Source organism: Lysobacter rhizosphaerae (assembly GCF_054779795.1).
This window is the reverse complement of the sequence record NZ_BAAGXO010000004.1, coordinates 124,724-143,389: the sequence shown is the minus strand read 5'-3', so window position 1 is coordinate 143,389 and position 18,666 is coordinate 124,724. Positions and strand designations below refer to the sequence as shown.

At 64.7% G+C, this 18,666-nt stretch carries 21 protein-coding genes; 6 read left to right on the top strand and 15 right to left on the bottom strand.

Annotated features, from left to right (window positions below):
• Nucleotides 1-331: 331 nt before the first annotated feature.
• Nucleotides 332-784, top strand: a complete 453-nt coding sequence (locus ACYVGE_RS07735) for a hypothetical protein (protein WP_460728679.1) — start codon at nucleotides 332-334, stop codon at nucleotides 782-784.
• 162 nt (nucleotides 785-946) lie between these two features.
• Here ACYVGE_RS07735 and ACYVGE_RS07730 read toward each other — a convergent pair whose 3' ends face one another.
• Nucleotides 947-1,201 carry a hypothetical protein gene (locus ACYVGE_RS07730; RefSeq protein WP_310055311.1) on the bottom strand — a complete coding sequence of 85 codons (255 nt, stop codon included), beginning with the start codon at nucleotides 1,199-1,201 and terminating at the stop codon, nucleotides 947-949.
• A complete protein-coding gene (locus ACYVGE_RS07725; protein WP_460728677.1) occupies nucleotides 1,198-2,319 on the bottom strand; it encodes an MBL fold metallo-hydrolase in 1,122 nt (373 codons plus the stop codon). Before ACYVGE_RS07725 ends, ACYVGE_RS07730 begins: the two co-directional genes overlap by 4 nt.
• 148 nt (nucleotides 2,320-2,467) lie before the next feature.
• Between ACYVGE_RS07725 and ACYVGE_RS07720 the strand changes: the two genes are divergently transcribed.
• On the top strand, nucleotides 2,468-3,094 hold the full coding sequence (locus ACYVGE_RS07720) for a TetR/AcrR family transcriptional regulator (protein ID WP_460728676.1): 627 nt from the start codon (nucleotides 2,468-2,470) through the stop codon (nucleotides 3,092-3,094).
• Nucleotides 3,095-3,103: 9 nt separating this feature from the next.
• On the opposite strand, the gene ACYVGE_RS07715 is transcribed toward ACYVGE_RS07720, so the two are convergent.
• Nucleotides 3,104-3,490: a YajD family HNH nuclease gene (locus tag ACYVGE_RS07715; RefSeq protein ID WP_460728674.1), complete on the bottom strand. Its 387-nt coding sequence runs from the start codon at nucleotides 3,488-3,490 to the stop codon at nucleotides 3,104-3,106.
• Between the two features lie 107 nt (nucleotides 3,491-3,597).
• Here ACYVGE_RS07715 and ACYVGE_RS07710 point away from each other — a divergent pair, with 107 nt between their 5' ends.
• From ACYVGE_RS07710 to ACYVGE_RS07700, 3 genes are all read left to right on the top strand, one after another.
• Nucleotides 3,598-4,296 (top strand): glycosyltransferase, encoded by a 699-nt coding sequence (locus tag ACYVGE_RS07710; protein WP_460728673.1) that lies wholly within the window; start codon nucleotides 3,598-3,600, stop codon nucleotides 4,294-4,296.
• Between the two features lie 292 nt (nucleotides 4,297-4,588).
• Nucleotides 4,589-6,184 (top strand): murein biosynthesis integral membrane protein MurJ, encoded by a 1,596-nt coding sequence (murJ, locus tag ACYVGE_RS07705; protein WP_460729111.1) that lies wholly within the window; start codon nucleotides 4,589-4,591, stop codon nucleotides 6,182-6,184.
• A 273-nt stretch (nucleotides 6,185-6,457) separates the two neighbouring features.
• Nucleotides 6,458-6,919 (top strand): fasciclin domain-containing protein, encoded by a 462-nt coding sequence (locus ACYVGE_RS07700; protein WP_460728671.1) that lies wholly within the window; start codon nucleotides 6,458-6,460, stop codon nucleotides 6,917-6,919.
• Nucleotides 6,920-6,970: 51 nt separating this feature from the next.
• Here ACYVGE_RS07700 and ACYVGE_RS07695 read toward each other — a convergent pair whose 3' ends face one another.
• The 4 genes from ACYVGE_RS07695 to ACYVGE_RS07680 form a co-directional block, all read right to left on the bottom strand.
• Complete coding sequence (locus tag ACYVGE_RS07695) at nucleotides 6,971-7,369, bottom strand: DUF1801 domain-containing protein (RefSeq protein ID WP_460728669.1); 399 nt, start codon at nucleotides 7,367-7,369, stop codon at nucleotides 6,971-6,973.
• Between the two features lie 147 nt (nucleotides 7,370-7,516).
• Nucleotides 7,517-8,038 (bottom strand): hypothetical protein, encoded by a 522-nt coding sequence (locus tag ACYVGE_RS07690; protein WP_460728667.1) that lies wholly within the window; start codon nucleotides 8,036-8,038, stop codon nucleotides 7,517-7,519.
• A 4-nt stretch (nucleotides 8,039-8,042) separates the two neighbouring features.
• Nucleotides 8,043-8,864 (bottom strand): MbnB/TglH/ChrH family RiPP precursor modification enzyme, encoded by an 822-nt coding sequence (locus ACYVGE_RS07685; RefSeq protein WP_460728665.1) that lies wholly within the window; start codon nucleotides 8,862-8,864, stop codon nucleotides 8,043-8,045.
• An 81-nt stretch (nucleotides 8,865-8,945) separates the two neighbouring features.
• The gene (locus ACYVGE_RS07680; RefSeq protein WP_460728663.1) at nucleotides 8,946-9,194 is read right to left on the bottom strand and encodes a hypothetical protein; all 249 of its coding nucleotides are present in this window, start codon (nucleotides 9,192-9,194) and stop codon (nucleotides 8,946-8,948) included.
• 255 nt (nucleotides 9,195-9,449) lie between these two features.
• Here ACYVGE_RS07680 and ACYVGE_RS07675 point away from each other — a divergent pair, with 255 nt between their 5' ends.
• Nucleotides 9,450-9,842, top strand: a complete 393-nt coding sequence (locus ACYVGE_RS07675; protein ID WP_460728661.1) for a helix-turn-helix domain-containing protein — start codon at nucleotides 9,450-9,452, stop codon at nucleotides 9,840-9,842.
• 90 nt (nucleotides 9,843-9,932) lie between these two features.
• Here the strand turns inward: ACYVGE_RS07675 and ACYVGE_RS07670 are convergent, their stop codons facing one another.
• The 8 genes from ACYVGE_RS07670 to ACYVGE_RS07635 all read right to left on the bottom strand — a co-directional run bounded on the left by ACYVGE_RS07670 (nucleotide 9,933) and on the right by ACYVGE_RS07635 (nucleotide 18,219).
• A complete protein-coding gene (locus ACYVGE_RS07670; protein ID WP_460728659.1) occupies nucleotides 9,933-11,702 on the bottom strand; it encodes a TIR domain-containing protein in 1,770 nt (589 codons plus the stop codon).
• A gap of 403 nt (nucleotides 11,703-12,105) precedes the next feature.
• Complete coding sequence (locus ACYVGE_RS07665) at nucleotides 12,106-12,762, bottom strand: hypothetical protein (protein WP_460728657.1); 657 nt, start codon at nucleotides 12,760-12,762, stop codon at nucleotides 12,106-12,108.
• Nucleotides 12,763-13,259: 497 nt separating this feature from the next.
• Nucleotides 13,260-14,090, bottom strand: a complete 831-nt coding sequence (locus ACYVGE_RS07660) for a hypothetical protein (RefSeq protein ID WP_460728655.1) — start codon at nucleotides 14,088-14,090, stop codon at nucleotides 13,260-13,262.
• A gap of 104 nt (nucleotides 14,091-14,194) precedes the next feature.
• On the bottom strand, nucleotides 14,195-14,650 hold the full coding sequence (locus ACYVGE_RS07655) for a hypothetical protein (protein ID WP_460728653.1): 456 nt from the start codon (nucleotides 14,648-14,650) through the stop codon (nucleotides 14,195-14,197).
• Complete coding sequence (locus ACYVGE_RS07650) at nucleotides 14,650-15,519, bottom strand: FAD:protein FMN transferase (RefSeq protein ID WP_460728651.1); 870 nt, start codon at nucleotides 15,517-15,519, stop codon at nucleotides 14,650-14,652. The genes ACYVGE_RS07655 and ACYVGE_RS07650 overlap by 1 nt, the downstream gene beginning before the upstream one ends.
• A 5-nt stretch (nucleotides 15,520-15,524) precedes the next feature.
• Nucleotides 15,525-16,064 carry an FMN-binding protein gene (locus ACYVGE_RS07645; protein WP_460728649.1) on the bottom strand — a complete coding sequence of 180 codons (540 nt, stop codon included), beginning with the start codon at nucleotides 16,062-16,064 and terminating at the stop codon, nucleotides 15,525-15,527.
• An 18-nt stretch (nucleotides 16,065-16,082) separates the two neighbouring features.
• The gene (locus ACYVGE_RS07640; RefSeq protein WP_460728646.1) at nucleotides 16,083-16,946 is read right to left on the bottom strand and encodes a DUF6662 family protein; all 864 of its coding nucleotides are present in this window, start codon (nucleotides 16,944-16,946) and stop codon (nucleotides 16,083-16,085) included.
• A gap of 145 nt (nucleotides 16,947-17,091) precedes the next feature.
• Nucleotides 17,092-18,219 (bottom strand): RCC1 domain-containing protein, encoded by a 1,128-nt coding sequence (locus ACYVGE_RS07635; protein ID WP_460728644.1) that lies wholly within the window; start codon nucleotides 18,217-18,219, stop codon nucleotides 17,092-17,094.
• Between the last annotated feature and the right edge of the window lie 447 nt (nucleotides 18,220-18,666).

The window sequence follows — 18,666 nt, the reverse complement described above, 5'->3', positions numbered from 1 at the left end:
GCGACGGGTTGCAACATAGTGGTTGCAAATATCCGAACATCGCGTTCTTGTTCTGCGAACAAGATGAGTAATTCGCCACATGCCATGTCTGCCGACACGCAACATGCGATGCATGGGTCGACTGCATCATGCATCTCAGCGGCGCGGCCGCAATGTGGCGCGATGCGCTCTATTGCGCCCTGCGCCACGTTTCATTTCACGCCACCATGATTTCACGTGCCCCGACCTGAAGCCGCGGCGGCGGAATCGGCTGCGTACCCATGCAGTTCAGTCAACGGCATCGAGACTGGCGCCGCTTCAACTCGAGGCTGCTCAACAACAGGAGTTCGCAATGAACAGGACATCCCTACCGCTGCTCGCCGTACTCGCTTGTGCGCTGGCTACCACCGGCGTATCACCGGCACAGGCTGCCCATCGCGAAGTCGACTGCACGTTGCACTACAGCCTCACAGGCTGGTCGCTGGTCTACAAGCACACCACCGGCAATGGCCGCATTACCTGCGACAACGGCCAGTCGATGCCGGTGAGCGTCAGTGCCAAGGCCTTGGGCGTGACCGCCGGTAAGTGGCACATCGACCATGGCAAGGGCCATTTCACCGACGTGAACAACATCAATGAAACGCTGGGCCGCTATGTGCAGGCCAGTGCCAATGCCGGTCTGGTCAAGTCCGGCGAGGCGCAGGTGCTGACCAAGGGACCGGTAACGCTCGCACTGGCGGGTGCCGGTGCCGGTGTGAACCTGGGCGTGGATGTCGGTGCGTTCAACATCAAACCGGCGCGATGACCGGATGATCGCAGGATGATCATCGTTTGATTGTCCGTGCGGCGCGGTGAGCCGGAGGCTCTCCACGCCCAACCGCAGTGACAAGGCCCGGCGAGTGTTGCCACTCGCCGGGCCTTCTGCATGTTGGCATTGGCAACCGCGCGTGGGTGGCGATGCCGGCCTTCAGAACGCGAGGACTTCGCGCCGCGAAGGCCGCGACACCGCGTCGACGAGCGTGCTGTCCACCACCGAGGCCACTTGGTAGCCACCGCGCGCGATCGCCGCCTTGGCATCGGCCAGGGTGTAGCGTCCTTCGATGCGCACCAGCTGCGCGTCGAGGTCGAAGTTGATGCGGCCGCCGATATCCACCTGCAGCAGCGCGTGGGTGATGCGGCGGATGCCGTCGTGGTCCTGGAGGCCCTGCAGGCGCAGCTTCATCGTTCTGGTCCCCAGTCGGCCCCGGCTAATGCGGCATCCGAGGGTTCGGCGGCGCCATCCGACTCGCGCCACCATCGCGCCGCCGGATGTGGCGCGGACAGGTCCAGGCGTTCGCCCATGCGCGGCGTGGTCAGCGCGATGCCCTGCTGCGCGCTCAGCGTGGACACGCGCTCGAACGGTTCGGTCCAGGCGTGCATCGCCAGGTCGAAGGTGCCGTTGTGGATCGGCAGCAGCCAGCGGCCACGCAGGTCCAGGTGGGCCTGCACCGTATGCTCGGGTTGCATGTGCACGTATGGCCATTGCGCGTCGTAGGCGCCGGTCTCCATCAGGGTCACGTCGAAGGGGCCGAAGCGGCGGCCGATTTCCTTGAAGCCGTCGAAGTAGCCGCTGTCGCCGCTGAAGAACACCCGCAGCGTGTCGGCCGGCGCGTTCGCATCTCCAGCGGCATCCACGATCGTCCAAGACGCCCAAAGCGTCTTGTTGCCGTCGAACATCCCGCGCCCGGAGAAGTGCTGCGCCGGCGTCGCGGTGAACTGCACGCCATCGACGGTCGTGCCCTGCCACCAGTCGAATTGCCGAACCTTGTCCGCGTCCACGCCCCAGGCGATCAGGCGGTCACCCACGCCGAGCGGGGTGAGGAAGACGTCGGTGGTCTGCGCCAACTGCATCACCGTGTCGCGGTCGAGGTGATCGTAGTGGTCGTGCGAGAGGATCACGCCGCGCAGCGGCGGCAGGTCCTCCAGCGCGATCGGCGGCGCGTGGAAACGCTTCGGCCCCATCCATTGCACCGGCGATGCGCGCTCGGCGAACACCGGGTCGGTGATCCAGAAGCCGCCGCGCAATTTGATCAGCATCGTCGAGTGCCCGAGCCGGAACAGGCTCCTGTCGGGCGCGGCTTCCAACTGCGCGCGGGTCAACGCGAGTACGGGCGGCGCAGCCGCGGGCACCGCATCGGCTGGCTTGTTGAGCAGGACGTTCCAGATGATCCCCAGCGTCTTCAGCAGGCTGTCGGCCGGTTTGGGCACGGGGTTGCGGAACACGCCGTCGACGAATTGCGGCGAGTCGGCATGGGGGCCGAGGGGACGGGGCTTGGCGGCGGACAGCAGGCAGGCACTCATGATCGGGGCAGCTCCGGACAGGGCGGCGAGGCGAAGCGGGCGGGGAAAACAGGCCCGGGCACCGCGCATTGGGGGGGCAAAGGAAGTACACGACACAGTGTAGTTTCTGTTCGAGCGAAAAGTAAACCCCTCGGTGTAAACTTTCCGCATGAGCAGCCTGCCCGCCCCCGCCCCCGCCCGCCTGACCGACCGCAAGCGCGCGGCCATCCTCGATGCCGCCGTAGCCGAGTTCCGCCAGTCCGGGTACGAGGCCACCAGCATGGATCGCATCGCCGCGAGCGCCGGCGTGTCCAAGCGCACCGTGTACAACCACTTCCCCAGCAAGGAGGCGTTGTTCGCGCAGATCCTCCAGCAGCTGTGGGAGCGCAGCATGGACGGGCTCGACCTCGCCTACCGCAGCGACCGCCCGTTGCGCGCGCAGCTGCTGGAACTGGTGAAGCAGAAACTGAGCCTGCTGCAGGACGCCAACTTCTTCGACCTGGCACGCGTCGCGATCGCCGCCAGCATCCACTCGCCGGAACGCGCGCAGGAGATGGTCGCGCGCATGGGCGACCGCGAAGAAGGCCTCACCACCTGGATCCGCGCCGCCGCCGCCGACGGCCGCCTGAAGACCGACGACCCGCTGTTCGTCTCGATGCAGCTGCAGGGCCTGGTGAAGGGTTTCGCGTTCTGGCCGCAGATCACGCTTGGCCAGCCACCGCTGAGCGCCGCGCAGCAGGACCGCGTGGCGGAAGCGACGGTGGACATGTTCCTCGCGTATTACGGCCAGGCGTAACCAGGCCGATCAGTCGTCGCGTTCGCGCTTCAGCAACGCCTTCAGGTTGGCGAACGGATTGCCGGTCGCCGCGGCCGGCGCGTCCCCTGCGGACAACGCCGAACCGGCGGCATGGTCGATATGGCGCGAGTGCTCGTTGTCGTGGCAGTACACGCACAACAACTCCCAATTGCTGCCGTCGGGCGGGTTGTAGTCGTGGTCGTGGTTGCGGTGGTGCACGGTCAGCTCGCGCAGGTTCGCGCGGGTGAATTCGCGCCCGCAGCGCCCGCACACCCACGGATACATCTTCAGCGCCCGCTCGCGATAACCCTGCTCGCGCTGCTCGGCATCGCGCCGTGCCTCGGCTACGACGCGATCGAGTCTGGCGTTGTCCAGCGTCGGTTTGCGGGTTGCCATCTGCAGTCTCGTCAGGCGCGGTTGCGTTGCGTCGACACTATCGCAAATCCGCGTCGCGTCGCGCCACATTGCCATCGCCCTCGCCCCGGTTCTGCGATGATCGTGCGGTGATTTCCTTCATCATTCCCGCCCACGACGAGGCGCGCCTCATTGGCGCCACGCTCGTGTCGATCCAGGCGGCGGCCGGTGCGCTGGGGCTCGCCCATGAATGCATCGTGGTCGACGACGCCTCCGGCGACGACACCGCCGCGATTGCCCGCGACCTGGGCGCGCGCGTGGTCCGTGTCGAGTACCGCCACATTGCGGCCACCCGCAACGCCGGCGCGCGTGCCGCGCGCGGCCAGCGATTGTTCTTTGTCGATGCGGATACGCAGGTCGATGCCGAGCTCCTTCGCGCCGCCTTGCAGGCGCTGGATGCGGGCGCGGTCGGCGGTGGCTGCACCGTGCGGCTGCATGGTCCGCTGGCGTGGCACGAACGCCTCGCGGCGGCCGCAGCCGTGGCTGCGCTTCGCCTCGCGCGCATCGCACCAGGTTGCTTCCAGTTCTGCACGCGTGCCGCCTTCGAGGCCACCGGCGGCTACGACGAGCGCTGGTTCGCCGCCGAAGACATCGTGATGAGCCGCGCCCTGGCCCGCGTCGGCCGGTTCGTGCTGCTGCGCAATGCGGTGCATACCTCCAGCCGCAAGCTGCACACCTTCAGCCCGGGCGAACACGGACGCCTGATCTGGCACTTTCTGCGGCACGGCCGCGCCATGCTGCGCTCACGCGACCGGTTGGCGCTTTGGTACGAGAAGCGCCGGCACTGATCGGCACGCGGCGCACCGCAATCGCCTGGCCGACGCAGCGGATCAAGGAGAGAGGCGAAGCCGCTTGTTCGCGACAGCGTCGAGCACTGGTTCGTCAGGGCGCAACGCGGCGTTCGTGAACTTCGCCAAGCGATACCCTCTGGGTGGGCTAGCTTTGTAGCCGTGCGCTCAACCTGACGATCCGAACTTGAGGTCGCTGCGTTGTAGCGTCGCGCCCCTTCTGGCGTGTCCATCGGAACGGACATTGAATCGATCCATGAATGAGCAAGCTCCGCCCAACACGGGCCCCGGCATGTTGCGCGGCATTCTTTCTTTCAGCGTGATGACTCTGCTCAGCCGGGTCTTCGGGCTGGTTCGTGATGTTTCCTTCAGTCACGCATTTGGCGCCAATTGGATGACCGACGCCTTCTGGGTGGCATTTCGCATCCCCAACTTCATGCGGCGCCTGTTTGCGGAAGGATCATTCTCCACGGCCTTTATTCCGATACTCACGGAAGTTAAAGAGACACGCCCGCACGCTGACCTGAAAAACCTGGTATCCCGAACCGCTGGGACTCTAGGCGCAGTTTTGTTGCTGATCACCGCGCTCGGCATGCTGTTTTCACCGCAGATCGCGACCATGTTCAGTGATGGCGCGAATTCGGAACCCGGTGAGTTGAGTTTGATAGCTCAACTGCTGAGGGTGACCTTCCCCTTCCTGCTGTTCGTGTCGCTTACTGCGTTGGCGAGCGGCGCGCTGAACAGCTTCCACCGCTTCGGCTTGCCGGCATTGACGCCGGTGATCCTCAACCTGTGCATGATCGCTGGCGCCCTGCGGGGTTCACGACACTTCCATCCGCCAGTCATGGCGATGGGCTGGGCGATCCTGGTCGCCGGCATTCTGCAATTGCTGTTTCTGCTGCCGCAAATTGCGTCATTGGACTTGTTGGCATTGCCGAAGTGGGGATGGAATCACCCCGATGTGCGCAAAGTGGCGAAACTGATGCTGCCCACGCTGCTGGGTTCTTCGGTCGCGCAACTGAATTTGCTTTTCGACACCTTCGTGGCGACACGCCTGGTACACGGATCGCAGACGTGGCTCTCACAGGCCGATCGATTCCTGGAATTGCCCCTCGGTGTATTCGGAATTGCCCTGGGCACGGTCATCCTGCCTGCCCTCTCCCGCCATCACATCAATACCGATCGCGCCGCCTTCTCCAGATCGCTGGACTGGGGGTTGCGAGCGACGTTGATCATCATATTGCCCGCAGCGACTGGCCTCATGCTGCTGTCGACACCCTTGGTCGCGACAGTATTCCAGCACGGCAAGTTCACGGCGCACGACACATGCATGACGGCGATCTCGGTATTCGGCCTGAGCTTTGGATTGCCGGCTTTCGCACTGGTGAAAACGCTGCTGCCGGCGTTCTATGCGCGCCAGGACACTGCGACTCCGGCGCGTGCTGGCATAGTGGCGTTGGTGGCCAATATGCTCCTCAATGTATTGCTGCTATGGGCGCTTTACGCGATAGGGTTTGCTGCGGATCAGCGCGCTGGCCATGGCTTCATGGAAGCGATGGCTCACAGGCCGGGCATGCATATCGCGCTTGGAATAGCGAGCGCGCTTTCGAGTTACATGAATCTATGCCTGCTCTGGCATTTTCTTCGTCGTTCCAGAATCTACGACCCACAACCCGACTGGGCGCGATTTGTCACCAGGAGCGTGATCGCGAACGCGCTCATGGCGGCTTTCATAATTGCAATGAGGCAGCAGGGCCCGGATTTTCTTGTGGCGAGCGCGGCAGTGAAGATCTTGTGGCTAGCCGGGATCGTCGTTGGTGGAGCGGTTGTCTATGGAGCCGTGATGTTGTCCTTGGGCTTCCGCACGCGCGATCTTGGAAAGCACTAAAGAAGGCCTGAAAAGCGCGGCCAGATCGCCGCAGGCGAATGCATGCGAGATGACTGGTTTCGGCAATCGCATGTCAGATAACGAATAAGTAACAGTCGCGGGCGCACTGTGCGCTGGCACTACGACGCAATGTCGTAACGGCCACTCAGCCGCGCTGCACTTTCCCCTCCTTCTCCGCACTGAGCCCCGCGTCCCCGCTTTCCGCAGGGACCACGGCTTCGGCCGTTTTTCGATTTCGCAATCCGCGAATCACACCCAAAAGGTACGCATTCCATGAACACCATGAGCACCCCGAGCACCATCCCGAACAGCAAGAACCTCCTCGACACCGCCGCCGCCAACGGCTCGTTCAAGACCTTTGGCAAGGCCATCGAACGCGCCGGCCTGGGCGAGACCCTGCGCGGCGCAGGACCGTTCACCATCTTCGCCCCGACCGACGCCGCGTTCGACAAGCTGCCGGCCGGCCGCCTGGAAACTCTGTTCAAGCCGGAGAACAAGGAAGAACTTGCTTCCCTGCTGAACTACCACGTCGTCACCGGCCACAAGATGGTGGCTGATGTCGGCAAGTGGGAAGCGGCCAGGACCGTCAATGGCCAATCGGCGCCGATCAAGCTGACCGACAACAAGGTCAGCATCGACGGTGCGATGGTCACCTCGCCCGACATCGGTTCGAGCAATGGCGTCCTCCACGGCATCGACAAGGTCAATATTCCGACCAAGCCGACCAAGCAATAACTCGTTGCTGAGTTACGGAACGGCGGGGCTCTGGCCCCGCCGTTTTTTTATCTACTCTGCTTTGAGCCGTCGTTTCATATCGGCGTAGGCAATGTGGACGAGCTCTCTCAAGGCCGCATCATCGATCTTCTGGCCGGGCCTGAGCTTGACGTGCCGCATGAACCTGCCCGTACCTTCCAGAAAGCCGCTTGCATCGGGAAGTTCGGCACCACGAAAGAATCCTACGTTCACGTGATCCCTGAACGCATTGACGTAACCGAATGCGGCATCTCCGACACACGCCGTTGGATGACCGTCATGCAACAGCTCCCTGACGTCGTCTCCACAGGCCCGCATGACAGCGAACCAGTACCGGGCGATCTCCCCCAACCCGCTGGCATGCCCACGCATCCAGGCCTCGATGGATGGCTCTCGCTCCACTGCGCTGGGAAACCGCAGGAACTGGCTCATTGGGCTGCTCGCGTCTCCGCGCAGTGTGACCTGGTGAAAACCCGCCTGCATGCACTAGTGCCCTGGACCGTTCTATGCCGCTGCGAATCGCGGATCAATTGTCCTCGCAGTCAGGCACGCCTTGCGACGGCCGGGTAGCGCGCCGGCCTACGCCAAGGCACGGATTTCGAAGCGTTTGGGAAGCTCCCCCGAAATAGTGATGCGGTAAGCCCCTGGCGTGGGCTCGCCGATGGCCTCGCCACGCGCGAGGCGATGCAGCACCGGCGTCGGCTCGACTGGCCAGTCGAACGCATGGGTTCGCGCGTCGCCGTCGCGGACCAGCAGCAGCGCGCGTTCGAACTGCGCCACCAGCGCCACCAGTCCATCGCGATGCGTGGCCAAGGCAGCCAGGAACGCTGGCGCCTGGGTTTCGCGGAACGGCGAAATGTTGTGCCGCGCGATGAAACCGCTAACCGCATCAGCGAGCAGTCCGCGTTGCCTGAGCAGGACGAACGTCAGCGGGCACGTGCGTTCGAGCACGTAGACGCGCCACAGGAACACGTTCCGGCGTGCTTCCTGCAGGTAGGGCGAGCAAGCGACGCGCTTGAAATACGGGTCGTCGTTCGCCTCCAACGGACGATTGTCGCGAACTAGCGCCAGCAGCCTGCGCTCATGCGTCGCCAGGTCCATGGCGCTATCCGTTCAGCGCGAGCCGCAAGCGGGCCAGTTCGCCGACGATCGCATCGTGACCCAGCAACGGCACCGCTTCCGGCATGAACTCGTACACCGCCACGTCCGGGCGCGCTTCCGCCCGGGCCAGTACGCGGCGCGCGATCTCCACGGTCGAGTCGCAGGTCAGCCTGGAATGCACGTCGAGCCGGATGCCGTTGTGCTCCACTCCACCGGCCAGGTGCATCTCACGCACGAGACCGATATCGAGCTCCTGCAGGAAGCCTGTGATGTCCAGGTCGTGGTTGTGGGCATCGCATTCGAGGTTGTGCGGATCCAGGATCAGCCCGCAGCCGGTACGCCAGCCGATCGCATTGAGGAACCCGGCGGGCGAATAGTCGCCCGGCGCATCGGGAACGACGTGGACGATATGTTCGAGCAGGAAAGGCAGTGGATAGCGTTCCTGCATAGCCAGGACACGATCGCATACCAGCTCCAGCGCCTCTTCCGTCCTCGGCAGCGCGAGCATGATTCCCAGGTGTTGCCCGTCGACCTTGGTATAGCCCAGATGCTCGCTGTGCCAGGTCACCGGGACCTGGTCGAGGAAGTCGTCCAGCAAGCGGAAGTACGACGCCGACCACCCTTCGTGAGAGCCGATCGACAGGCTGACGCCATGCACGATGATCTTCGCGGCCGACCCGATGTTCTTCAGTTCGCACATCACGTCCTTGTCGAGCGACAAGCGATCGCCCTTCAGTTCCGCCATCGTCTCCAGCGTCACCTCCAGGTAGTCGACCAGGGGAAGCATGCGTTCAAGCAAGCGCGGGTCGCGACCTTCGTAGGACACACCCAACGCCAGCCTGTCGCGCTGTGCTCCGGTCCCACACGCCGGCCCTGCATCGACTCCTGGAAGGACACACGACATCGATCAGCCCCTGGTGAACACTCCACCCTGGATGTTCGGAATTTTCGTCAGCTCCGCGAGCCCGCCCAGGTGCGGATCGCCGCGCACGAAGCTCAGATCGAACCCGGTCAGGCCGCAGTTGCAACCGCCCTTCACCACTTCCTTGATGGCGCGTTCCAGCGCGGCGTGCAGGTCCTCCAGGGTGACCTTGCCTTCCGCCACCACGATCCTGAGATGGGCGGCATCGGATTTCCTGATGACTTCCTGTTGCATGGTCTGATTCTCCTCGTCGTGATGAATGCGCCGCGGACGGGTCGAACAGGCGGACGCATTGAGGACTACGCAGCGGCTCCCGCGCACAGGTCAATGACGGCTGCGCGAACGTTGTCAGCGCCACTGTGCACGGATAGCACATGGCCGCGCGCCTTGCGGGATTGCGTAGAACACAGCAGGACTGAGCAATTGCGCTCAATCCCGCTGATGACTCAGTAGCGCTGCTTGCGGCGGGGTGCTCCAAGGAGGGCGAACATGGAATGGCAACAACGCCGGGGCCGCACGCCCGATGTCTCTGCCCCCCTGTCCATCCGCATCCGCCATGCGCGGCGCATCGCGCAGCTGACCCAGGCCGAGCTCGCCCGGCGCATCGGCGTGGGACCGAGCGCGGTCGCACAATGGGAACTACCGGAGGGCACGTCGCCCACCGTCGATCACCTGATCAAGATCGCCGCGCTCTGCGGCACGGCATTCGAATGGCTTTCCACCGGCCGCGGATCGGTCACCTCCGGCGAACAGGACGTGCCGGCCGTGAGTGGTTCCGGGCTCGCACTGGACGAACTGGAAGACCGGCTGCTGATGGCCTTCCGCAGGATCCCCGCGCGCAAGCGTTCGCACCTGGTGCGCTGGATGGAAGATTTCTTCTGATCCGCGACAGGCGCTCTGTTTGCCGGCAGCGTCCCGGTTATTGCGACCTACGCGCGACACCAGGCGGATGGCGCGACAGCTTGCCCGCTACTACTCCGCCGCAAGGCGCGCTTCGGCCGCGGCGATCATGGCCTGGAAGCGCGGGTGCTCGTGGAGGGCGGTCAGGTCGGGATCGACCTTGGCGTAGTTGAGGATGCCGACCGTCGCCTTTTCGAACACCGGGGCGAGCAGGTCAAGGGCCGCCTCCAGCTCGTGCAGGAAGATGATCAGCACGCAGGAGAAGTTGTAGCGCATGTTCCAGTTGTCCGGATCGATCAGCAGCGCGCGGTTCATCCGCTCCTTGGCGCGCTCGGCCTCGCCCAGCGCGGCATTCGCGTAGCCGCTGTAGCCCAGTACCGTGCCGTTGTTCGGATCCTGCGTCAGTACTTTCTCCGAGCGCGCCAGGGTCAGTCGCGCCGCGCGCTGTGTGCCCTGGGCATTGCCAACGGTGTGATAGCAGCTGACCAGCATGGCGGCCGAATTCAGATCCGAGTCCATCAGCGCCGTCGACTTCTCGAAGTAGCGGACGGCGTCGTCGAAGCGGTTCTCCCGGTAGCTCAGGTACCCGGCCCAGCGGTTGACTTCGTAGGACTCCGGATCGAGCTCCAGGGCAATATCGATCTCGGCCGCCGCCTCGTCCCGGCGGTCGGTTTCCCCGAGGATCCTGGCTTTCACCGCATGCGCCTCGGCCAGGCTGGGATCCAGCACCAGCGCGCGCTCGGCCGCGGCCAGGCCGTCTTCGCCGCCGCGTCCCAGTACGAAGCGCGAGGTCATCTGCCCGAAGGCCATCAGCGCCCATGCGCGTGCGTAGCCGGGGTCGAATTCGGTAGCGCGGACGCACAGGCGGATGATCGCTTCGGCCCGGCGCGAGTCGCCTTCATGGCCGGTGACGTAGAGCTGGCGTGCCATCAGGTAGAGGTTGTACGCCTCGACATTGACGGTGCCGCGCTGCTCGATCGCCTTCTTCTCTTCGGGCAACAGCTTGAGCTTCAGCGCATTGACGATCGCCTGGGAGATCTCGTCCTGCAACGCGAAGATGTCGTTGAGGTCGCGGTCGTAGCGCTCGGCCCAGACATGGTCGTTGCTCGTGCCGTCCACCAGCTGGGCGGTGATGCGCACGCGGCCGCCGGCCTTGCGCACGCTGCCTTCCAGTACATGACTGACGTTGAGCTCGCGCACAACCTTCGGCACGTCGACCGGCTTGCCCTTGAACACGAAGGCACTATTGCGCGAAGTCACCGCCAGCGCCGACACCTTGCTCAGGTCGGTGATGATGTCCTCGGTGATGCCATCACTGAAATATTCCTGCTCCGCGTCGCCGCTCATGTTGACGAACGGCAGGACGCAGATGGAAACGCGCGCATGCGCGCGTGGGATGGAAGGGCTCGCCGCCACCGCGTTCGCGCGCGGCGCCGCCGCGGCAGCGCCGCTGCCGGCGATCATCGTCTCCAGCGCGCGCAGCACTTCCTGCAGCTGCGGACTGTGGGCATCGCCTGCCACCCCATCCAGGTCGGTGGTATGGAAGGTGCGCACGTCGATGGGCAGGCTGGCCTGCTCGAAGCGCACCGGCACGAGGATGCCGCGCTCGGCCGCCTCACGCGCCTCGCCGCGTACCCAGCGCGATTCAACCGACTTCGGGGTCCAGACCACCAGTACCGACTTGGCGAGCTTGAGCTCGGTGGCGATCTGGCGGTCGAAGTCCTGACCGGTGGCGATGTCCGGGTCCCACCAGACCGACCAGCCCTGCGCCTCGATCGCGGCGACCAGCGGCGCGACGCGCCCTTTGTCGCTGCGGGCGTAGGAAACGAAGACGTCGGCCATACGGGGACCTCATGCCGGAGCGGTCCTGGCGATCTTACGCCTCGATTCGGCGCGGCCGGGGTGCGAAAGTCCAATAGGGGTCTGCCTGGACAAATACACCTGCCCCCTTCCCCCTGATCAGATGTCCCTCGAAAAAAGCCCCGCACTTGGCGGGGCTCTGGTGTCACAGCGGACCTATTTCACTCGTGCACTTACAACAACTTGGTCCGACGCGCAAAAACACCCCCGCAGCCATCCCTAGAACACCAACACTAAAGATGAGATTGCGATGGCAACAACGTTCTGGCTCCATCCAGCGGCATATCCAATAATCGACATCAGAGCGAAGAAGCCGCTTGATAGAAAGAATGCGACACCTACCAGCTTCATGGTTCACCTCACAGCGATTCGCACCTTCCAGCGCTTACTTGGCCCCAGGCGCCTGTCCATTGAACGTAACGCCACGCACGGTTGGATCGAGGGACATCACGAAGCGCTGTTCGTAGCTGCCATTGCCCAAGTCGACGCGATAATCCAGCAGGCTCCCACCTTGGGGGCCGTTCTGCAGGAAGTCATCAACGATTCCATCGTAGAACGCCGTGTTGCCCCCCAAGCCGATGGTGCCTGCGCAAACACTCAGGCCACATGCAAACTCTCCAAGGGACGCCTTGTCGCCCAACTTGCCCTCCCACCGCTTGCGTTCCGCGAGGGTGAGATCCTGAGCCAGCGGATCTGCGGCCGCGTCAGACTTCAGCCGGTCCACGAACTTATCGAACTTATCCGTCTTGATGATCTGGGTGACCTTGGCAGCGGACAGACTGTCGCTTTCCATAAGGGTCCGTTCCGAGCTCAACAGGGCCGGGAATCGCGGCTGTGGCGCGGCCGTGTTGCCAGCCGCTGGAGCCTGAGCTGGCACGGTGACTACGACCGAGTTTGTTGCCTGGACCTCGGCCAGAACATCTTTCATTTCGGCGGGTGCTTCCGTCGCTGCGGTCGCGCCTCGATCTTCTGTCAGCCCTTTGTTGCAGCCTGCGCAAGCAAGTGCGCTGCCAATGGCCAGCATAAGTAATAGCTTGTTCACTATGTCGTCCTTGTTTGCGGTGATCCACAAAGTAAGAGCGTTCGGGAAGACTCGAACGCCCGGTTGAAGACCGGCGGTTACTGCAACTGGAACCTCACCCGCCCACCGCAGCAGTCCCGCACGGTGTAATTGCCATTCGAAACCGTGACACTGCACGTATGGGTGCAGGTGTACCTGGTTCCGTTGAAAATCACCGAATCTGCCGTCGCGAACATCGGGTACATCGCAGCCAAGGCAAGAATTGCGGTGCTCAACTTCATCTTATCCATGATGCCTCCTTGTTGACCTGGTTTTGCAGGGCCAGTACGCACCGGCGATCCGACCGTTCCTGACGCTGCGCCCCAAAAGCCAACTGACAGAAGAACTCATCGTTCAAGGCAAGACACGAACATGAAGTTGCAGTTTTGCGAACGAATCGCCCCTCGCTCCGAGGTCAGTCGGGCGCAACCCCGGAGCAAGCGGGACGCATGCCCTCCAGTGGAGCGAGTACGCGCGGGCTACCGTCCCGGGCCTTGTGCTCCCGATGCAGTCGCCGGGGTCTGACCGCCCGCAGGCTTGGCGGGAGGCAGGTGCAGGCCCAACAAGGCCTGGCGGGTATCGATGTCGATGCGGTTCTCCGCGCCGGCCTGGCGATAGGTGATCGCCACGGTGTTCGGCGACGGCATGATCGGGTAGAAAAGATCCAGCATCTTCTCCTCGCCCGGCGCGAGCGTGACCGGCAGCGGCGTGTGCCGGGCGCGGATGCGCTTGTCCATCTTGTGGGCGCGCACCGCGCGCACGACGCCGACGGTACCCAGCACGGGGCCGGTCACCATCAGTCCGGCCGCGGTACCCAACGCCGCGGAACTCGAACTCGCGCCGCCCATGATGCCCAGGCTCAAAGTGCTGCCGTAGGCGAGGCCCGCGACCGTCGAGCCCATGCCCAGCGCGGTCATGCCTGCACCACCCAGGCCGGTGTAGACCGCAACGCCCTGCTCCTTGTAGCGCTTCGCCGTTTGTTTCGACGCCTTGATCAAGGCGCTGCGCGAATCCATCGTCGTCGCCACCTGACCACTCGAGTCCTCCACAACCACGCCGCTGATTTCGACCGGCAGCGACGAGATGTTGCGCACGCGGACGAGGTATTCGTCCCACACCGCTTCCTCAGCCCACGAGCCGGGGCTTTCCGACACCAGCACCCAGGTCAACTGCGCCTGCAGATGCGGCGAACTGGCTTCGGCCACGATCCGGTCCGTCGGCGGTGGTGGTGCGTTCTTGACGATCTTGGCGCCACAGGCGCTGAGCGCCAGCGCCATCAACAGCACGGCGCCGTGCAGACGGATATTCATGGCTGCCCCCCCAGGCATGCGACGCGTCGATGCGCGTCGCCCGCATGCTACGTCAGAACCAGCGGCCATAGGCCAGCGACGGCCCCGGCATCGATGCGCATCTCTTATCCGCCTCTCGCCTTCCGACGCCCGACCCAGATGTGGAACGGCAGCCAGAACGCGGCGAACAGGCCCAGCGACCAATGCGCGAGGCTCACCCAGCCGCGCCACTGCTCATCGCCCAGGTAATAGAGTCCGGCCGCGCTCACGGCGAGCCACAGCATCAGCGCGGCCATGGTGCCGCCTACCCAGCGGTGTCGGGGCCTGCTCCAACCGCGGCGCACGTGCGGAAACCACACCAGGCCAAGCACCCACAGCAGCAGGAGTCCGCACACGCCGTGCATGACCAGGCTCGGGTGCTCGAAAGGTGAGGGTTCCGGACCGAACTGACCTTCGTGACGAACGAAGTGGTGCAGCAGCAACCAGGCGGCACCGCTGAGCGCGCACAGCGGGCCGACGACATAGACCCAGGCGCGTACCCATGCAGGCAGGCGCAGGCGTTCGTGTCCGTGGTGTTTCATCACGACAGTGTCCGCACGTGGCCGGTGGAGTCAATCAGCGCGGCATGCGCGCGCAGGCGTCGCAACAGAGGGAGCGCGCCGTCTGGGTCGACCAGCACGACCTTGGTCAGCGCATCGGCCCACAGCGCGCGCGGTGCGCAGACGCTGGCCGACATGCCGTGGCCAAGCGTGCCGTTGCTCCGCGGGTCGACCAGCGCGCTGCGGCCGTGGCGGGTGCTGAAGTAACCGGCGCTCGTCGCGACGGCTCCCTCGCGCACCTGCAGCAGCGGGAGCGAGCGCGCGGGATCGCGCGGGTCGCGTACGTGTACGGCTTCCTGGGCCGCACCGAAGACGCGCAGATCGCCGCCCGCATTGACGACACCCGAGTGCACCCCGTGCTGGCGCAGCACGGCGACGGCACGATCAACCGCATGGCCCTTGGCGATGCCGCCAAAGTCGAGCCATACCGGGCGGCGGAAGCGCGCGCTTTGATGTGGAAGCAGCTCGATGTCGCGCCAGGTGGCGTCCGGGTCGGGCGACGGTGCGTCGGGTCGGGGCAGGTGCCCGGAGTGCACCAGGCGCGCCGCGACGGTGGGATCGAAACAACCATCGCTCGCACGCGCCAATGCAAGGCTCGCACACAGCACGCGCCACAGATCGGCACCGACGCGTTGCGGCGAGAGGGCCGCCTCGCGGTTGAGGCGCGCGAGTTCCGACGTGGCGTCGTGGAAACTCATCGCGCGATGCACGGCCTCGATGCGTGCGAACGCGGCGGCGAAGGACGCTTCCGGGTCGCCGTCGCAGGCATCGATGCGGATCGCGACGAACGTGCCGAGCAATGGCCGGACGCGTTGCGTGGCAACCACACCGCACGCGTCGTTCGCGCCCACGGCCGCTATTTCCCCGCGACGACTAGCTGATGCGTTGCCAGCAGGCGACGCACGCCTTCGGTGACGTGCGCGCTCGAGATCGTGGCGCCGGACAGGTTGACGATATCGACATCGAGCTTGAGCGGCGCGCCGAATTTCTTGCCGGTGAACTGCGCACGCCACTTGGGATTGCGCACCTCGCCGCCGTAGGTTTCGCGGTAGTCGAGGATTTCCAGCCCGGCCACGGCACCGCTGGCGTCCAGCGCCAGCGCGTAGGTGATCATCTCGTGCTTGCCCAGCACCTGGTCGACATAGAACCAGGCGCCGTTGGCCGCGCGCCATACCTGCAGCTTCGGTTCGCGAACACGCAATCCGCTGGCCTTCTGCACGGCCTTGGCCTGCGCCGGCGTCAGCGTGATCGCGACCGGCGTCAGCGCCTGTCCTGGAAGCAGCTTCTGCTGCGCCTGTTCAACGGTGAAGTACGTCGTCGCCATTGCCGGCGCCGCGACGAGCACGGTGGCGGCAGAGAGCAGCCATTGCACGTGGAAGTCGCGGCGCATTGTCATGGCCTCACTGGATGCGGATCAGAAATTGATGCCGGCCTTCAGGCGCACTTCGTTGCGTTCGCGCTCTTCCAGGTGCAAGCGGTCGGAGCGCTCGGCGTCCGTGGGGCCGCCCTTGATCTGCGGCATCCACGTCAACGTGGCCCAGTACTTCTGGCCGCCGTAGTGCAGGGTCGGACCGACGTACCAGGCCCAGAACTCGCGCGAGCCGTATTCGGGATAGGCCATGTCCAGGCGCGTTTCGACGCCGGCGAACCAGTTCGACGCGAAACGGTAGGACGCACCCGCGCTGTTTTCGACGTACAGCTCCGACTCCCACGCGCCGTCTTCCTGCTCCCACTCGGGTTCGAGGGTGAGGTTGTAGACCGTGACGACCTGGCCGTCGAGGAAGTTCTTCTGCAGGATCAGCTTGCTCTCGATGCCGACTTCCTTGAAGCGCTCGCCATCGGGACGGTGCTGCGTCAGGTATTCGGGCTCGAGGTACAGCGCGAGGCCGTAACCGTTGCGCTCGGGGCTGCGCAGGCTCCACTTCATCGACGCCTTCACGCCGTCGAAGTCGAGGTTGCGATCCAGGGTTTTGGCTTCGCCCGTTTCCTCATCGACGATCGCGCCGCCGGAGTAGTCGTAGGTGCGGCCGGTCAGGTAGAACGAGGTCTGGAACGTGTCGGTCCAGCCGTGCTCGTATTCCAGCTGGACGTCGTTGGCGCGGTAGTCGCCTGCGCCCTTGCCGGTGCGCTGGGTCCACCAGAGGTAAGCCTCGTTGCGGCCGGCCGGCAGGGTTTCCGAGCCGTAGGAGTAGCCGAAGTAGTTTTCGTCGGCCTGGGCGGCGCCGGAAAATGCGAAGAGGGACAGCAGGCAGGCTGCAGTAAGGCACCGCGCGCGCATCGGGACACCTGGACGGGGAGTTTAGGATGCGAATCATTCGCATTTATGGCGTCGGTGTCAATCGTGAGAACAAACAGCGGGGCCAGAGCAGGTTCCTGGAAGGACCAGCACTCTGACCCCGTTTCCTGTCTTTACCTTCGCTCCCTCAAATGCCGCGCCAATGCCCGCAACCCATCATGTGAAGGACGTCGCGCGTCTGCGCTACGAGATAGATCACACGGTCCGGATAAATAATGACGTCGGGAGCAGCGGCCAGCTCGGCGAACGATCGCATCGCCGTGCACGCCAGCGGAGTGCGATGGGCGCCCATGGCCCATGCCGTCAGATCCAGGTAGCCATTGAGTGAGCTGCGGTTCGCGTCCTCGATCGCCACCAGCGAATTCAGGTCGACGCGCATGTCGGCAACCGCTTCGCCCGGTGTGATCGCACCTGACACCAGCGCGAAGTTGACGGCGAAGCCCATCGACAGCTTCATCACATTGCCCAGCCCGGGCGGCAGGGCCTTGCCTTCCTGGAACCCCCATTCGCGGATCGTGCCGTCGGTCAGAACGGCCGCGGCCTGGCGCCAGTCGCCTGCACCCAGCGCTCGCGCCGGAGGCAGGTCCAGCGGCACCGGGCGCGGGTTGTCGAAAATGTCGCCCCACGCCACCACCGTGCCGTCGGATTTCAGCGCCAGGTTGTAAGCGTTGCCGACGTCGATGGCGACCACGTCCGCCAGCCCGGGGGGAATGTCGAGCTCGCCGTCGATGTTGCCGCCCCACGCCACCACCGTACCGTCGGATCGCAGCGCGAGTGCGTGGCTGCGGCCGGCCGCGATCGCCATGACGTTGCTCAATCCCGTCGGCACATCGGTCTGTCCGGACGTGTTGTCGCCCCAGGCCACGACGTGCCCATCGGAGGTGAGCGCCAGGCCAAAGTTGGCGCCGGCGGCGATTGCCACTACGCCTGAAAGATCCGCCGGCACCGAGGCCTCGCAGGTGGGGTCGTCGCCGCGGGCAGTCACCGTGCCATTGCGGCGCAGGATCAGCAGGCAGCTCAAGGACGCGGCAATGGCCTTGGCGTTCCGCGCCCGTACCACCGGCGGCATGGTGCCGATCTCGATCACCTCGCCATTGGCACGCAGCACGTACGGCACTGAAATGGCGACCGCGTCGTCCAGCGAATAAGGGATATCGAGCGCCGTGTTGCCTACCTCACCGCCCCAGGCGACCACGCGGGTCCTGGCCGGGGCGGCGAACGCCGCGGAAGAACACAGCAGCAGGCAGACCGCCAACACCCCGCACCACGCCCGAAGACGCGCGCGGCCCGGCCCGGCTCGGCCAGCGTGTGCGGTGATTGCGATCGTTGACAGGGCAACCGTTGACATAGCGTCTCCTCCATTGAGGTGGTCCTTGGCACATGGCCGGCAGTCCTTGCTGTGGATGCTGTCTATCCGACTGCCAGATCGATTCGATTACGCGAAGCGATGACTGAAATTACGCAGGAATCCGAAGGCACCGGACACTGTGATGGCGATGAATTCCTGAACCGGCTGGAACACTGGGTCGCAGTGCGAAGTGGCACTGGAGTGCAGAGAAATCTGAAGGCTTCATCAAGTCTGGTAGCGCTGGTGCAGCTGGTCGAAGTCCGGATTCGTGTTGAGCATGGCGTACGTACCAGCACTCCATGTCGAGGGCGACGCCGGCGCGGCGGTTCGATTCCGCACCTGATCGACGGTGCA